The sequence below is a fragment of the Roseovarius nitratireducens genome, from assembly GCF_002925845.1.
Lineage (GTDB): Bacteria > Pseudomonadota > Alphaproteobacteria > Rhodobacterales > Rhodobacteraceae > Roseovarius > Roseovarius nitratireducens.
The window spans coordinates 72,031-86,727 of sequence record NZ_PDNI01000077.1 but is presented as its reverse complement, the minus strand read 5'-3'; the positions used below and the strand labels follow the sequence as shown (position 1 = coordinate 86,727).

13 protein-coding genes are annotated in these 14,697 nt (G+C 65.5%); 6 read left to right on the top strand and 7 right to left on the bottom strand.

The genetic code is table 11. From position 1 onward, the window contains the following. Window positions 1-3: 3 nt before the first annotated feature. Window positions 4-1,152 (bottom strand): NAD-dependent epimerase/dehydratase family protein, encoded by a 1,149-nt coding sequence (locus CRJ03_RS18065; protein ID WP_104020292.1) that lies wholly within the window; start codon window positions 1,150-1,152, stop codon window positions 4-6. 262 nt (window positions 1,153-1,414) lie between these two features. On the opposite strand from CRJ03_RS18065, the gene CRJ03_RS18060 reads away from it, so the two are divergent. The 4 genes from CRJ03_RS18060 (at window position 1,415) to modC (ending at window position 4,583) form a co-directional block, all read left to right on the top strand. Further along, window positions 1,415-1,942, top strand: a complete 528-nt coding sequence (locus CRJ03_RS18060; protein ID WP_338066361.1) for a winged helix-turn-helix domain-containing protein — start codon at window positions 1,415-1,417, stop codon at window positions 1,940-1,942. Window positions 1,943-2,010: 68 nt separating this feature from the next. Further along, on the top strand, window positions 2,011-2,790 hold the full coding sequence (modA, locus tag CRJ03_RS18055) for a molybdate ABC transporter substrate-binding protein (protein WP_104020262.1): 780 nt from the start codon (window positions 2,011-2,013) through the stop codon (window positions 2,788-2,790). Window position 2,791: 1 nt separating this feature from the next. Next, a complete protein-coding gene (gene modB / locus CRJ03_RS18050) occupies window positions 2,792-3,469 on the top strand; it encodes a molybdate ABC transporter permease subunit (protein WP_104020261.1) in 678 nt (225 codons plus the stop codon). 4 nt (window positions 3,470-3,473) lie between these two features. Continuing rightward, window positions 3,474-4,583 (top strand): molybdenum ABC transporter ATP-binding protein, encoded by a 1,110-nt coding sequence (modC, locus tag CRJ03_RS18045; RefSeq protein ID WP_165375354.1) that lies wholly within the window; start codon window positions 3,474-3,476, stop codon window positions 4,581-4,583. A gap of 7 nt (window positions 4,584-4,590) precedes the next feature. On the opposite strand, the gene CRJ03_RS18040 is transcribed toward modC, so the two are convergent. The 5 genes from CRJ03_RS18040 to CRJ03_RS18020 all read right to left on the bottom strand — a co-directional run bounded on the left by CRJ03_RS18040 (window position 4,591) and on the right by CRJ03_RS18020 (window position 10,136). Further along, a complete protein-coding gene (locus CRJ03_RS18040; RefSeq protein WP_104020259.1) occupies window positions 4,591-5,376 on the bottom strand; it encodes a LamG-like jellyroll fold domain-containing protein in 786 nt (261 codons plus the stop codon). Then, window positions 5,373-5,636, bottom strand: a complete 264-nt coding sequence (locus CRJ03_RS18035; RefSeq protein WP_104020258.1) for a spike base protein, RCAP_Rcc01079 family — start codon at window positions 5,634-5,636, stop codon at window positions 5,373-5,375. Before CRJ03_RS18035 ends, CRJ03_RS18040 begins: the two co-directional genes overlap by 4 nt. A gap of 234 nt (window positions 5,637-5,870) precedes the next feature. Beyond that, window positions 5,871-8,675, bottom strand: coding sequence for a DNA polymerase I (gene polA / locus CRJ03_RS18030; RefSeq protein ID WP_104020257.1), 2,805 nt, complete (start codon window positions 8,673-8,675; stop codon window positions 5,871-5,873). Further along, a complete protein-coding gene (locus tag CRJ03_RS18025; RefSeq protein WP_104020256.1) occupies window positions 8,672-9,883 on the bottom strand; it encodes a DUF8462 domain-containing protein in 1,212 nt (403 codons plus the stop codon). Before CRJ03_RS18025 ends, polA begins: the two co-directional genes overlap by 4 nt. 73 nt (window positions 9,884-9,956) lie before the next feature. Continuing rightward, window positions 9,957-10,136 carry a zinc-finger domain-containing protein gene (locus CRJ03_RS18020; protein ID WP_104020255.1) on the bottom strand — a complete coding sequence of 60 codons (180 nt, stop codon included), beginning with the start codon at window positions 10,134-10,136 and terminating at the stop codon, window positions 9,957-9,959. Between the two features lie 74 nt (window positions 10,137-10,210). On the opposite strand from CRJ03_RS18020, the gene CRJ03_RS18015 reads away from it, so the two are divergent. Beyond that, the gene (locus tag CRJ03_RS18015) at window positions 10,211-11,146 is read left to right on the top strand and encodes an ABC transporter ATP-binding protein (protein ID WP_104020291.1); all 936 of its coding nucleotides are present in this window, start codon (window positions 10,211-10,213) and stop codon (window positions 11,144-11,146) included. Window positions 11,147-11,161: 15 nt separating this feature from the next. On the opposite strand, the gene pyrF is transcribed toward CRJ03_RS18015, so the two are convergent. Beyond that, on the bottom strand, window positions 11,162-11,863 hold the full coding sequence (pyrF, locus tag CRJ03_RS18010) for an orotidine-5'-phosphate decarboxylase (protein WP_104020254.1): 702 nt from the start codon (window positions 11,861-11,863) through the stop codon (window positions 11,162-11,164). Between the two features lie 205 nt (window positions 11,864-12,068). Here pyrF and clpB point away from each other — a divergent pair, with 205 nt between their 5' ends. Then, window positions 12,069-14,687, top strand: coding sequence for an ATP-dependent chaperone ClpB (clpB, locus tag CRJ03_RS18005; RefSeq protein ID WP_104020253.1), 2,619 nt, complete (start codon window positions 12,069-12,071; stop codon window positions 14,685-14,687). Window positions 14,688-14,697: the final 10 nt, after the last annotated feature.

Sequence of the window (14,697 nt, the reverse complement as noted above, 5' to 3'; positions counted from 1 at the left end):
CCGTCAGCTCCAGCGCACGCGCGGCATGATGCGATCGGTGACGATACGGTCGCGGTTCTCGATGATGCGTTCCAGCATCGCGCCCAGCACGGCCTCTGACATGTAATGCGGTTTCAGCCCCAGCTCGGCCAGCCCGCTATGCGCGGGGTTGTAATAGTGTTCCTCTTTTTCCTTGCGGGGATTGGGGATCGACCTGATCTCGACGTCGAGGCCCATCTGGCTTCCGGCCTGCCGGACCCGCTCGGCCAGGTCGTTAACGGTGAAGGTTTCGGTCAACTGGTTGAAAATGCGCAACTCGCCGGGCTCAGCGGGGTGTTCGGCGGCGAGGCGCACGCATTGCAGCGTGTCGCGCAGGTTGAGATAGCCGCGCGTCTGCCCGCCGCCGCCATAGACGGTGAGCGGCACCCCCGCGACGGCCTGAACGAGGAACCGGTTCACCACGGTGCCAAAGATGTCGTCATAGTGGAAATTGGGGCACAGGCGCGGGTCGAGATCGGCCTCGTCGGTTGAAATTCCGTAAACCGGCCCCTGCATCAGGTCGGTCACCCGTAGCCCGCAGGCGCGCACATAGAACCAGAGCAGGTCGGTATCGAGCACCTTGGTGGTGTGATAGAGCGAGCCGGCCGCGCGGGGATAGAGGAACGTGTCCTTGCGGCCCTTGTGCTCGATCTCGATCCAGCCTTCCTCGATGTCGATATCAGGCGTGCCGTATTCACCCATCGTGCCGAGCTTGACGATATGCGCCTCGGGGGCGTGCTCCTTGACCGCCCAGATGCAGTTGAACGTGACATCGAGATTGTTGCGGAAGGTCTCGCGCGCCTCGCGAAACCCCCGCATGGAATAGGGGGCAGAGGGCTGTTCGGCATAGTGCACGACGGTGTCGGGCTGCGTCTCGCGCACCAGGCCGAACATCACCTCGGGGTCCGACAGATCGCCGATGCGCACCTTGATCGGCTTGCCGCCGACCGCCTCGAAGATGGCCGCGCGCTCACTGAGGCAGGGGGCGCCGATCAGCGCGTCACTGTCCGTCGCCTCGGCAATATTCCGCCGCATGTAGTTGTCCGCGACCATCACCTCGTGGCCGGCGGCCGCGAAATCCATTGCCGTGGGCCAGCCGAGATAGCCATCGCCCCCCAGAATGAGTACACGCATGTTTTCCTCCAGAACCCGGACACGGGACGTGATGCCGTCATGGTTGAATTGAAATGCCTTGCCGCGCTCCACTACTCGCCATCCGGCCAGGCGCTCGTCTGAAAGTGGCCGACATCGAGGCGAAACTCAACTCATTAGATAGTTACATACGGGGCACTCTCCTGAAAAGTGTAATTTGATACTTGATATGACAGCGATCGTTCGCCGCGCGCTCTTTGATCCAGCGCCGCCGCTGTTGGCTGCAAGAGCGGGCCACGCACCCGTGGCGACCACGCTGACAGCCGCCGGATACCAGGCGGCAATTCGGTTTCTGCGGGCAAGGCGATCGTTTCAGTGGCACGGCATCGCAGCCGAAAACCCCCGTCAGTGTTGGTTCAAACCGCTTGAATTCGCGCGCCCGAGGGAGGATGCTACCGATATGGCATCCCGGAAACATCCGCCCCGTTTGCGCATCCGTATCGTCTTTGGCGATGACGAGATGATTGGGCCCGGCAAGGCGGATTTACTGGAACGGATCGAGCGCTGCGGGTCAATCGCCGCCGCGGGCCGCGAGATGCGCATGAGCTACAAGCGCGCCTGGGAGTTGATCGGTACGCTGAACGCAATGTTTCGTGGTCCGTTGGTCGAGAGCACACGCGGCGGCCCCGGCGGTGGCGGCGCGGTGCTGACCGATCTCGGGAGAGAGGTGCTGTTGCTCTACCGTGCTTTCGAAACCGACGCGGCCGAGGGTGGGGCCGCGCGTCTTGCCGCGTTGCAATCGCTTCTCGGCGATATTCCCGGAGAAAAATAACGATTGACAGTTCAGAAATACGCTTGCGATATGTTTTGTTGAATATATCCAATCGGAGCCACCGCACGATGCCACGGATCCTGTCTCGCCGCGCGATGCTCGCCGTGCTCGTTTTCGCCACATCGCTGGCGGGTCCGCTTGCCGCGCGTGCCGACAGCGCGCTGGCAGCCGTCGCCGCCAACTTTGCCGAGACGGCAGAGGCGCTCCTGCCCGCGTTTCGCGAGACTACGGGACACGACGTGCAACTGACCATCGGCTCGACTGGCAAGCTTTATGCCCAGATCGGTGCCGGCGCGCCGTTCGATCTGCTGCTGTCCGCCGACGCGGCCACCCCCGCACGCCTGCTTGAGGACGGCAAAGCGGTCGCGGGAACGGATTTCACCTATGCCGTGGGGCGACTGACGCTGTGGAGTACCGATCCCGACCGCATCGGCGCGGATGGGCGCGCGGCACTCAAAGACCCCGACCTGCGCTTTGTGGCCATCGCCAACCCGGATCTTGCCCCCTATGGCGTCGCCGCGCGCGAGACCTTGCAATCCCTCGGGCTCTGGGAGGTGCTTCAACCCAGGATCGTCATGGGGCAGAATATTGGTCAGACCAACTCGATGGTCGCCACCGGCGCCGCCGAACTGGGCTTCGTCGCGCTTTCCGCCGTGCTGAGCCCGCGCGCCGGGACCAAGGGCAGCCGCTGGGACGTGCCGCAGGAGCTGTTCGCGCCGATCCGGCAGGACGCCGTGTTGCTGCGCCACGGCGCGGACAACGCGGCGGCGCAGGCGTTTCTGGATTACCTGCGCACGCCCGGGGCCGCGGCGGTGATCGAGCGCTTCGGCTACGGCACGGACGGCTGATATGGATGTGCCCGATCTCGGCCCCCTCTGGCTTACGTTCCGGCTTGCGGCGATTACCACGCTGCTGCTGCTGCTTGTCGGCACGCCGGTCGCATGGTGGCTGGCCCATACCCGGTCCCGTCTGAAATCCGTTGTCGAAGCGGTCACTGCGCTTCCGCTCGTGCTGCCACCCACGGTGCTGGGCTTCTACCTGCTGGTGTTTCTCAGCCCGGAGTCCGTCCTTGGCGGCCTGTGGCTGTCGGCGACGGGGTCTACGCTGACCTTTTCGTTCACGGGCCTGATCGTTGCCTCGGCGCTCTATTCGCTGCCTTTCATGGTGCAGCCCTTGCAGGGCGCGTTCGAAGCGGTCGGGCACGCGCCGCTCGAGGCCGCGGCCTCGCTGCGGGCGTCTCCGCGCGACGCATTCTTCAGCGTGGCGGCGCCGATGGCGGTACGCGGCTACCTGACAGCGACGGTGCTGACCTTTGCGCACACGATCGGCGAATTCGGCGTGGTTCTGATGGTCGGTGGCAACATCCCCGGCAGGACCAAGGTCGTCTCGATCCAGATCTACGAAGAAGTCGAAACGATCAACTACGCCGCCGCCCACAGCCTCGCGGCAATCCTGCTGGTGTTCTCGTTCTCCGTCCTGCTCGCGGTCTATAGCCTGAACCGCCGCTTTCCTGTCCATGTCGGGTGAGGCCATGACCGATCTGTCAACCGATGTGCGCGTCCGCTACCCCGCGTTCACGCTGGAGGTTGCGCATGTTTTCCCCGGGCACGGGATCACGGCGCTGTTCGGTCCCTCGGGCTGTGGCAAATCCACCCTCTTGCGCGTCATCGCGGGGTTCGAGCGCGGCGCGAAGGGGCGGATTGCCTACGGCGACGAGGTCTGGCTGGGCGAGCGCGCCTATCTGCCACCCTATCGCCGTGGCGTGGGCTATGTCTTTCAGGATGCGCGGTTATTTCCGCACCTGACCGCGCGCGGCAACCTGGATTACGCGCACAGGCGCGCCGCGGACGTCGCTGCCCGGTATTCCTTTGATGACGTCGTCGATGTCCTCGATCTCGCACCCTTGTTCGAGCGCCGCGTAAACCAGCTCTCCGGAGGAGAAAAACAGCGCGTGGCCATCGGCCGGACGCTTCTGGCGCGGCCGCGGCTCTTGCTCATGGATGAGCCTCTCGCCGCGCTCGACACGCGCCGCAAGGGCGAGATCATGCCCTATATCGGGCGTCTGCCGAACGCCTTCGGCCTCCCCGTCATCTATGTCACCCACGCGCTGGAAGAGGTGACACAGCTTTGCGATCGCATCGTGGCACTCGCCGAGGGGCGCATCGCGGCGACCGGAGGTGTGGCCGAGACGCTCGAGCGGCTCGATCTTTCGAGTGTTCAGGGCCGATTCGAGGCGGGTGTGATGCTGACCGGACGGATCGCCGCGCAGGACATGGCCCTGCATCTGAGCCGCGTCGATATCGGCTCCGCCCGGCTCGAGGTTCCGCAGATCGCGCTTGCTCCGGGACAAGAGGTCCGGCTCCGGGTGCGGGCGCGCGACGTTTCCCTGGCGCTGACCCGCCCCGAGGGCCTGAGCATCCGCAACGCGCTTGACGCGCGCGTCCTGAGCATCGAGCCGGAGGCGGCAACCGCATTTGCCGAGGTCCTTCTGGATGTGGGCGGCCAACACCTGCGCGCGCGGGTCACCCGCGCGGCCGTCGCGGATCTCGGGCTGGGCGAGGGGCAGCCAGTTGTCGCGTTGATCAAGGCTGTCTCCTTCGATCGTCAGGCACTGCCCCGCGATAACCGGGCCGAAGCATGACCCGGTGTCAAAGCGCGACTCCCGCCTTGGTCGCGAGGTAAGCCAGCACATGCCGCCGGTCTCCGCTCGTCAGAATCCGCTCCCGCACAAGGGCACCATAAAGGCGCATCTCGGCATAGAAGGGGGCCTGGCCACCGATCTGGAAGTTTCGCGCGCCGGTGCTGTCGCCGTGACCGGCCAGATCGGCCCGCGCCGCCGACAGCACCCCGTTGCGATAGCTCCGCGCCTCGGTCCCGAACTCGATTTCCGCAATGTGAACGGCACGATCCGCAAGGCCCGCGGCATCCCCTATGGATGCGACAACCAGCGATACGCCGTCATCGTATTCGATCTGAAGCCGCTGTTGGGCTGACCGCACCCCCCAGCCCGGGGCGCTCGCGCCGAACCCCCTCTTGCTCAGAAAGGCCGTCGTGCCGGTGTCCGGCACCTGCACGCCGAACGCGGCGGTGCGGTCACTGGCGCCAAGATCGAGCACGTCGCCAGCGCTGAGGAAATCGTCCACCCCGTCGAAATCGAGATAATACCGCCCCCCCGCGTCCTGTTGCAGGACGGGCCGCGCGGCGGCGGTTGCCTGCGTGGCATGGTATCCGTTGCCCGACTTGTCGCCCATATAGCCCACCGGATCGCCCGGTGCCGTGACCGGCACGGTTCCCACCGCGTCCTGGAAAAGCGAGCCGAGGTCGCCCGGATCATACCACGCGCCGTCCTCGGAGCTTGCGAAGAGCTGCGCCGGGCTGAAGGCCCGATACACCCGGCGGGCGCTGGTCACGCTGATATCGGTGACGGTCTTCATGCAACGACCAGGGCGTGGATACCGCTGGCGGTGGTGCCGCTGGCGTTCACCCGGCGCACGCCCACGGGCAGGATAGAGAAATCGGCGACCGTGACGGTGCGCGTCTCGCCGCTCACGGTCACGATACTGATCGCGCCGCCGGTTTCGGTATAGAGACCGACCGCCACGTGCGGCAGGTCGACGGTATCGTCCGGCACCACCGGCAGGGCGTCGGTGGCCGGGCCTGACAGCGACAGGGAACGGTTGGCAAACGGGTTCATGGCAGCTCCTGCGTTCTTGGCATGCGCGGTAACGCGACACCGGTTGAAACGCGGCCCGTTTTCGGGAACCCGGGTTGAAATTCGCTGTCGCGACCGCGCGTGGCGGAAAGCTATTGTTAAGGACGCGCGGGTTCCCATCGAACCGCCGGCGTATTCACACGGGCCGGGGCCACATGCGACCGCGGGCCGCTTCTGATCCCAAACGGGGACAAGATCCCGTCGCGGTTCAATCCTTCAATGCGCCTCGGCCCAGTTTCCGCCTTGTCCCGCGTCCACCACCACCGGCACGTCGAGATGCACCGCCGGGTCGGCGGCGCCCTGCATGACCTCGCGCGCCACCCCGATCAGGCGGTCAACGTCATCCTCCGCCACTTCGAAGATCAATTCGTCGTGCACCTGCAAGAGCATCTTGCAGGGCAGATCACGGATCGCGTCGGGCATCCGGATCATCGCTCGGCGGATGATGTCCGCCGCCGTGCCCTGTATCGGCGCGTTGATCGCGGCGCGGCGGGCAAATCCCGCGCGCGGGCCGCGCGCCCCGATCTCGGGCGTGTGAATCTTGCGCCCGAACAGCGTCTGAACAAACCCGTGTTCCTTGGCAAAGGATACGGTTTCATCCATGTAATCCCTGATGCCCGGGAAGCGCTCGAAGTAGCGGTCGATAAAGCCCTGCGCCTCGGAGCGCGGAATACGCAGGTTGCGCGCGAGGCCAAAGCCGGAAATGCCGTAGATCACCCCGAAATTGATCGCCTTGGCCTGCCGCCGCACCTCGGGCGTCATCTCGTCCATCGGCACGCCGAACATCTCGCTTGCCGTCATGGCGTGGATGTCGTGCCCCTCGCGGAACGCCTGTTTCAGCGTGTCGATCCCGGCCACATGGGCAAGGATGCGCAGCTCGATCTGGGAATAATCCAGGCTGACCAGCAGGTTGCCCTCTTCTGCAACAAACGCCTCGCGGATGCGGCGGCCTTCCTCGCTGCGCACCGGGATGTTCTGCAGGTTCGGATCGGTCGAGGCGAGCCGCCCCGTGTTGGCCCCGGTCTGCACATAGGAGGTGTGCACGCGCCCCGTCTGCGGGTCGATATGATCCTGAAGCGCATCGGTGTAGGTCGATTTGAGCTTCGATAGCTGCCGCCAGTCGAGCACGCGCGCCGGCAGCTCGTGCTCGGTCGCCAAATCCTCCAGCACGTCCGCGCCGGTGGCATAGGCCCCGGTCTTGCCCTTTTTCCCGCCCTCCAGCCCCATCTCGTCGAACAGGATCTCACCCAGTTGCTTGGGGCTTCCGACGTTGAAGGATCGCCCCGCAAGCGCGTGTATCTCCGCTTCCAGTTCCCCCATCTTCTGCGCGAACTTGCCCGACATGGCGCGCAGCGTGTCGCGGTCCACCTTGACGCCGTGCCGCTCCATCTCTGCCAGCACCGGCACCAGCGGCCGCTCCAGCGTCTCGTACACGGTGGTGACGCGCGCGCGGTGCAATTGCGGTTTGAAGGTCAGCCACAGCCGCAGCGTGATATCGGCATCCTCGGCGGCGTATTTCACCGCCTCCTCGACCGGAACCCGGTCAAAGGTGATCGCGGATTTGCCCGAGCCCAGCAGCGCCTTGATCGGGATCGGCTCGTGGCTCAGGTAGCGTTCGCTGAGCGTGTCCATCCCGTGCCCGTGCTCGCCCGCGTGCAGCGCGTAGGACATCAGCATCGTGTCGTCGATGGGGGCCACCGTGATGCCGTGACCCGCGAGGATCTTGGCATCGTACTTCATGTTCTGCCCGATCTTGAGGATCGCGTCGTCCTCCAGCACCGGCTTCAGCGCGGCGAGCGCGTCGGCCATCGGCACCTGCCCCTCGGCCAGGTCCTCCGAGCCGAACAGATCGTCCGCCGCCCCCCCCTTGTGCGCCAGCGGGATGTAACAGGCGCGCCCCGGCGCGGTGGCCAGCGATACGCCCACCAGATCGGCCTGCATCTCGTTGAGCGACGTGGTCTCGGTATCCAGCGCCACGTAGCCCTGTGCCCGGATCGCCTCGATCCACCGCCCGAGCGCGTCCATGTCGCTGATATGCTCGTAGGCATCGGGCTCTATTGCGGGCCATTCGGGCGCCCTTGTCGCATCCTCTGCCGTCTTTGGCGCAGCAGGCTCTGGAATCACCGGCGCCTCCCGGCCCAGCGCCTCGGCGATGCGCTTCGACAGGGTGCGAAACTCCATCTCCGCCAGAAACGCCAGCAGCGTCTCGGGATCGGGGTCGCGCACCTCCAGGTCGTCGAGCGTGAACTCCAGCGGCGTGTCGCAGTCGAGCTGCACCAGCTGCTTCGACATCTCGATCTGCTCGCGCTTGTCGATCAGCGTCTCGCGCCGCTTGGGCTGCTTGATCTCACCGGCGCGCTCCAGCAATTCCTCCAGCGAGCCGAACTCGTTGATCAGCAGCGCGGCGGTCTTGATGCCGATGCCGGGCGCGCCGGGGATGTTGTCCACGCTGTCACCCGCCAGCGCCTGCACATCGACCACGCGCTCCGGGTCCACCCCGAATTTCTCGCGCACGCCGTCCACGTCGATGCGCCGGTTCTTCATGGCATCCAGCATTTCCACGCCGCCGCCGACAAGCTGCATCAGGTCCTTGTCGGAACTGATGATCGTCACCCGCCCGCCCAAGTCGCGCGCCTTGCAGGCCAGCGTCGCGATGATGTCGTCGGCCTCAAATCCCTCGATCTCCTCGCAGGCGATGTTGAACGCGCGCGTTGCATCGCGCGTCAGCGGGATCTGCGGGCGCAGGTCCTCGGGCATCTCCTCGCGGTTGGCCTTGTACGCATCATAGAGATCGTTGCGAAAGGTGTGGCTGCCCTTGTCGAAGATCACCGCCACATGGGTGGGCGCGTCTGGGCCGTGATTGCCCTCCACATAGCGTTGCAGCATGTTGCAAAACCCCGCCACTGCCCCGATCGGCAGCCCGTCGGACTTGCGCGTCAGCGGCGGCAGCGCGTGATACGCGCGAAAGATAAAGGACGACCCGTCGATCAGGTGCAGGTGACAGCCTTTGCCAAAACTCATTTTCTTGTCCCTTTTCTCGCCGAATACGGCACGAGACGCGGCATCGCCCGCAGCATGAACCGGTCAAAGAGAGGAACCGTGAACGCAGTCTCCCCATGCCTTTGGGAATATATCATCCCTGCCTTGATAAGCTTGCTACGCGTCGCGGCAACCTGGCTGCTTGTCGTGCCGAGCGCATTTGCGATATCTCCCGTTCGGTGCGGGCCCTGACCGAGTTCGGCCATCGCTCGCAGATATTGCTGTTCCAGTTCCGAACATCTGTCAAAGCGCACGCGGAAGAAATTCATGTCAAGGTGGGTAAGAATTGCGGGGGCTGCGTCGGTCAGGTCCGATTCCGTTATCCTGTCGTCATTCGCTTCATCCCAGGCGAACTTTCCCCAAGTCTGGAGAAAATAGGCATAGCCTTGTGTCTCTTGAATGATCATTTGAAGCGCGTTGTCGTCTATTCTCGCCCCGGAGCGTTCTATCGGCTCGCGCAGCGCCCGACGTGCGGCGTCTTCGTTCAGCGGGCCGACCTCGGGAAACAGTAACAGCCGCTCGGCATAGGATTTCGCGTCGCCCACAAGCGCTGCGATCTGCGGCAGACCAGCACCGATCACGATCAGCCGGAAGCCCGATTGCGCCGCCTCGTGCAAGGCACGTGCAAGCGCGGACAGTTCGGCTTTCGAAAGATACTGGATTTCGTCGATGAAAATTCCGATGGCGCTGTTGCGGGCCGCCGCCGCCTCGGCCACCAGCCGCAGCAACTCGGGGAGGTCGGCTTCCAGATCGCCGCTGCCTGCGTCCGGTGTCGCAGGCGTCGCGCCGATGCCGAATCCTTCGTACTCGATCCTGAAAATCGCCGCGAAATTTCGCAGGGCTGCGGTCGCAAGGCCCAGTTTTTGTTCCATGTTCGCGATGCGGTCCAGGCGGCGCAGGATGACCGACAGGCCCGGCACGAGGCCCTTCACCAGATGTCCGCCCGAGTCGTCCGGAACTTCCAGCTTGATGGTCTCGAATCCCTTGGCCCTCGCATCCTCGTGAAGCGCGTTGAGCAGCACCGTCTTGCCAACGCCGCGCAGTCCGAGCAGAAACATCGAGTTCGCGTGAAGCCCTGTCTTGATGCGGTCGAAGGCTATCGAGGTCTGCTCTACGAGGTGCTCGCGTCCCGCGAATTCAGGCGGGCGAACGCCAGCACTGGGGACGAATGGATTGCGTCTCGGGTCCATGTCTTATCCATGTTATCAAGGATTAGCGGATTCAGATAATATTGGCTAATCTGGATAAGACAAGCCGGACCGCTCAGACCTTGCCCTCGAAATCGCGATGGACGAGCTTGGCGTCGCAATAGGGGCATTCCACATAGCCCGTCTCGCGCGGAATCTGGAGCCACACGCGGGGATGGCCCAGCGCCCCCTCGCCGCCGTCGCAGGCCACGCGATAATTGTCGACGATACGGGTTTCCGGGGCCTGCGTTACCATCGGGGCGTTTCCTTTTGCGGTGCATTGGACTAGGTCGGACTATGCTGGAACAAGAGGCGGGGGGCAAGAGCGGCATGGCGGCAAGTGCCATCGAAATCCGGGGTCTGGTCAAGACCTACGCGGGCGGGCGCCACGGCCCGGAAAAGCTCGCGCTCAAGGGCATTGACCTCGACATTCCGCAGGGCTCGGTCTTCGGTCTCCTCGGCCCCAACGGCGCGGGCAAATCGACGCTCATCAACATCCTCGCCGGTTTGGTGGTGAAAACCGCCGGGCAGGTCACGATCTGGGGCTTCGACCAGGACCGCAACCCGAGGCAAAGCCGCGCCTCCATCGGGGTGATGCCGCAGGAATTGAACCTCGACCCGTTCTTCACCCCGCGCGAGGCGCTCGAAGTGCAGGCCGGGCTCTACGGCGTGCCGCGTCGCGAGCGGCGCAGCGATGCGATATTGCGGCTCGTCGGGCTCGAGGACAAGGCCGAGGCCTACGCGCGCACGCTCTCGGGCGGCATGCGGCGCAGGCTCCTGCTGGCCAAGGCGCTTGTCCACCACCCCCACATCCTCGTGCTCGACGAGCCGACTGCGGGCGTCGATATCGAGTTGCGCGCGATGCTCTGGGAAAACATCCGTCGCCTCAACCGCGAGGGGATGACGATCATCCTCACCACCCATTACCTCGAAGAGGCCGAAGAGATGTGCGACGAGATCGCCATCATCAACGAGGGCGCGGTGGTGGCGCGCGACAGCACCGCGCGGCTTCTGGACCGGCTCGACGGGCGGCGCATGATCCTTACCCCCGACGCGCCCGTTACCGCGTTGCCGGAGGGGCGCGGGATCGAGGCCGCTCACCACGCCGATGGCACAATCGAGATCACCTACCGCGCCCGCGAGACCCCGGCCGACTTGGTACTCGAAGCGGTGCGCGCCGCCGGGATCAAGATCCGCGACCTGCGCATCGAACAGGCGGATTTGCAGGACGTCTTCCTCGACCTCACGCGCAGCCGGGCGGGATAACAGCGACCTGCGGAATCAGGCCCCGCGGATCTCGTCGAGGATCGCGCTCACGGCAGTGCGGGGATCACTGGATGCCCAGACCGGGCGCCCCACCACGATGTGATCCGCGCCGTCCGCGATCGCCTGCGCGGGCGTGGCCACGCGCTTCTGATCGCCAAGGGCGCTGCCCGCCGGGCGCACGCCCGGGGTGACGATGAGGCGGCCCGCCGCCTCGGGCAGCGCACGGATCATCGCCGCCTCCCGCGGGCTGGCGATCACCCCGTCGGCCCCGGCATCGAACGCGCGGCCCGCGCGCTCGGCCACGAGGTCCGGCACCGCGCCCGGCTTCATCATCCCGGCATCGAGATCGCCCCGGTCGAGCGAGGTGAGGATGGTGACGGCGAGGATGCGCAAGGGCGTGCCGCCCGCACCCTCCCGCGCCGCGCGCACCACGTGCGGATCGCCATGCACCGTCAGGAAATCGAGATCGAACCGCGCCAGTCCCCGCACCGCCGCCTCGACCGTGGCCCCGATGTCGAAAAGCTTCATGTCGAGGAACACGCGCTTGCCGTGCTCGTGCTTGAGTTCGTTTGCCAGCGCCAGCCCGCCGCCCGTCAGCATCCCCAGCCCGATCTTGTAGAAGCTCACGGCGTCACCCAGCGTCTCGGCCATCTCCAGCCCCGCATGGGCGTCGGGCAGGTCAAGGGCGACGATCAGGCGGTCATCTGCGGCGGTCATGGGCGCGTCTCCGGGGGCGGTCGTGGCTCTTGTCGCGGCGGGCAGGGTGCACGTCAAGCCCCGGGAGAAGTCGGAGGCAGGATTTCCGCCCGTCCTGACTTGAACCGCCCTCCCGGCTTCCCCATCTCACTAACCGAGGTTCCGGCTGGTGCATGCCGCTTGAGGGTGCGCCACGAGGGAATGCTTATGAAAGGAGAAAAGACTCATGGACTTCAACAAGTTCACCGAGCGGTCGCGCGGTTTCATCCAGGCCGCGCAGACGATCGCGATGCGCGAAAGCCATCAGAAACTCGCCCCTGAACACCTGCTCAAGGCGCTTCTGGACGACCCCGAGGGCCTTGCCGCCAATCTCATCAAGCGCGCGGGCGGCGATGCCGCGCGGGTGACGCAGGCCAACGACCTCGCACTGGCAAAAATCCCGCAGGTCTCTGGCGATGCCGGGCAGACCTACATGGACCAGCAGACCGGCAAGGTGCTGGCCGAGGCCGAGAAGCTCGCGCAGAAGGCTGGCGACAGTTTCGTGCCGGTGGAGCGGATGCTCACCGCCCTGGCCGTTGTGAAGAGCCCCGCCAAGCAGGCGCTCGACGCCGGTGGCGTGAGCGCGCAGCAGATCAACGAGGCGATCAACGACCTGCGCAAGGGCCGCACCGCCGACACGGCAAGCGCCGAGGACACCTACGAGGCGCTGGATAAATACGCACAGGATCTCACCAAGCGGGCCCGCGAGGGCAAGATCGACCCGATCATCGGCCGCGACGACGAGATCCGCCGCGCCATGCAAATCCTGAGCCGCCGGACCAAGAACAACCCCGTCCTGATCGGTGAGCCGGGCGTCGGCAAGACCGCTATCGCCGAGGGCCTCGCTCTGCGCATCATCAATGGCGACGTGCCCGAATCCTTGCGCAACAAGCGCCTGCTCGCGCTCGACATGGGCGCGCTGATCGCGGGTGCGAAGTATCGCGGTGATTTCGAGGAGCGGCTCAAGGGCGTGCTCAACGAGGTGACGCAGGCCGCCGGTGAAATCATCCTCTTCATCGACGAGATGCACACGCTGGTAGGCGCGGGCAAGACCGATGGCGCGATGGACGCCGCCAACCTCATCAAGCCTGCGCTGGCGCGCGGCGAATTGCACTGCATCGGCGCCACCACGCTCGATGAATACCGCAAGCACGTGGAGAAGGACGCGGCCCTTGCCCGCCGGTTCCAGCCGCTCACGGTAGAGGAGCCGACGGTCGAGGACACCATCTCGATCCTGCGCGGCATCAAGGAGAAATACGAGCTGCACCACGGCGTGCGCATCTCCGACTCGGCGCTTGTTGCGGCGGCGACCCTCTCGCACCGCTACATCACCGACAGGTTTTTGCCCGACAAGGCCATCGACCTGATGGACGAGGCGGCAAGCCGCCTGCGCATGGAAGTGGACAGCAAACCCGAGGAGCTTGACGCGCTCGACCGCGATATCCTGCAAAAGCAGATCGAATGCGAAGCCCTGCGCAAGGAAGACGATGCCGCCTCCAGGGACCGGCTCGCCAAGCTGGAACGCGAACTGGCCGAGTTGCAGGAGAAATCCTCCGAGATGACCGCGCAATGGCAGGCCGAGCGTGACAAGCTGGCCAGCGCCCGCGACCTCAAGGAGCAACTTGACCGCGCCCGCGCCGAACTCGACATCGCCAAGCGCGAGGGCAATCTCGCCAAGGCGGGCGAGCTCAGCTACGGCGTGATCCCGCAGCTTGAAAAGCGACTGGTCGAGGCCGAGCAACAAGGCGATGACGATATCATGGTCGAAGAGGCCGTGCGCCCCGAACAGATCGCGCAGGTGGTCGAACGCTGGACCGGCATCCCGACCGCCAAGATGCTCGAGGGCGAGCGCGAGAAGCTGCTGGGCATGGAGGAGAACCTCCACCGCCGCGTGATCGGGCAGGACACCGCCGTCAAGGCCGTGGCCAACGCCGTGCGCCGCGCCCGCGCGGGCCTCAACGACGAGAACCGGCCGCTTGGCAGCTTCCTGTTCCTCGGTCCCACCGGCGTGGGCAAGACCGAGCTGACCAAGGCCGTGGCAGAGTTCCTCTTCGACGACGATTCGGCGATGGTCCGCATCGACATGTCCGAGTTCATGGAGAAACACTCGGTCGCCCGCCTGATCGGCGCGCCGCCGGGATATGTCGGCTACGAGGAAGGCGGCGTGCTGACCGAGGCCGTCCGCCGCCGCCCCTACCAGGTGGTGCTGTTCGACGAGGTCGAAAAGGCGCACCCGGAGGTGTTCAACGTGCTGTTGCAGGTGCTCGACGATGGCGTGCTGACCGACGGGCATGGCCGGACGGTGGACTTCAAGCAGACGACCATCGTGCTCACGTCCAACCTTGGCAGCCAGGCGCTCAGCCAGTTGCCAGAGGGGTCCGATGCCGAGGCCGCCAAGCGCGACGTGATGGAGGCGGTGCGCTCGCATTTCCGGCCCGAGTTCCTCAACCGGCTGGACGAGATCGTGGTCTTCGACCGGATCACCCGCGAGCAGATGACCAGCATCGTGGACATCCAGATGCGCCGCCTGCTCAAGCGGCTGGCCACCCGCAATATCCGGCTCGAGCTGGACGACAGCGCGCGGCAGTGGCTCGCCGACGAGGGCTATGACCCGGTCTATGGCGCGCGCCCATTGAAGCGCGTGATCCAGAAGGCGTTGCAGGATCCGCTGGCCGAGGCGCTGCTGTCGGGCGACATCCTCGACGGCAGCACCGTGCCGGTGACCGCCGGCCCCGACGGGCTCATCATCGGCGAGCGCGTGGGCACCGCGACACAGGAGCCGCCCGCCGACGCCGTGGTGCACTAGGCCCGCGTTT

Excerpts from the sequence above, each read along its gene's own strand:
- CRJ03_RS18035 (WP_104020258.1), bottom strand. The coding sequence starts at position 5,636 with ATGAACCCGTTTGCCAACCGTTCCCTGTCGCTGTCAGGCCCGGCCACC.
- pyrF (WP_104020254.1), bottom strand. The coding sequence starts at position 11,863 with ATGACCGCCGCAGATGACCGCCTGATCGTCGCCCTTGACCTGCCCGAC.
- CRJ03_RS18020 (WP_104020255.1), bottom strand. The coding sequence starts at position 10,136 with ATGGTAACGCAGGCCCCGGAAACCCGTATCGTCGACAATTATCGCGTG.
- CRJ03_RS18065 (WP_104020292.1), bottom strand. The coding sequence starts at position 1,152 with ATGCGTGTACTCATTCTGGGGGGCGATGGCTATCTCGGCTGGCCCACG.
- CRJ03_RS18015 (WP_104020291.1), top strand. The coding sequence starts at position 10,211 with ATGGCGGCAAGTGCCATCGAAATCCGGGGTCTGGTCAAGACCTACGCG.
- CRJ03_RS18040 (WP_104020259.1), bottom strand. The coding sequence starts at position 5,376 with ATGAAGACCGTCACCGATATCAGCGTGACCAGCGCCCGCCGGGTGTAT.
- modC (WP_165375354.1), top strand. The coding sequence starts at position 3,474 with ATGACCGATCTGTCAACCGATGTGCGCGTCCGCTACCCCGCGTTCACG.
- CRJ03_RS18025 (WP_104020256.1), bottom strand. The coding sequence starts at position 9,883 with ATGGACCCGAGACGCAATCCATTCGTCCCCAGTGCTGGCGTTCGCCCG.
- modA (WP_104020262.1), top strand. The coding sequence starts at position 2,011 with ATGCCACGGATCCTGTCTCGCCGCGCGATGCTCGCCGTGCTCGTTTTC.
- polA (WP_104020257.1), bottom strand. The coding sequence starts at position 8,675 with ATGAGTTTTGGCAAAGGCTGTCACCTGCACCTGATCGACGGGTCGTCC.
- clpB (WP_104020253.1), top strand. The coding sequence starts at position 12,069 with ATGGACTTCAACAAGTTCACCGAGCGGTCGCGCGGTTTCATCCAGGCC.
- modB (WP_104020261.1), top strand. The coding sequence starts at position 2,792 with ATGGATGTGCCCGATCTCGGCCCCCTCTGGCTTACGTTCCGGCTTGCG.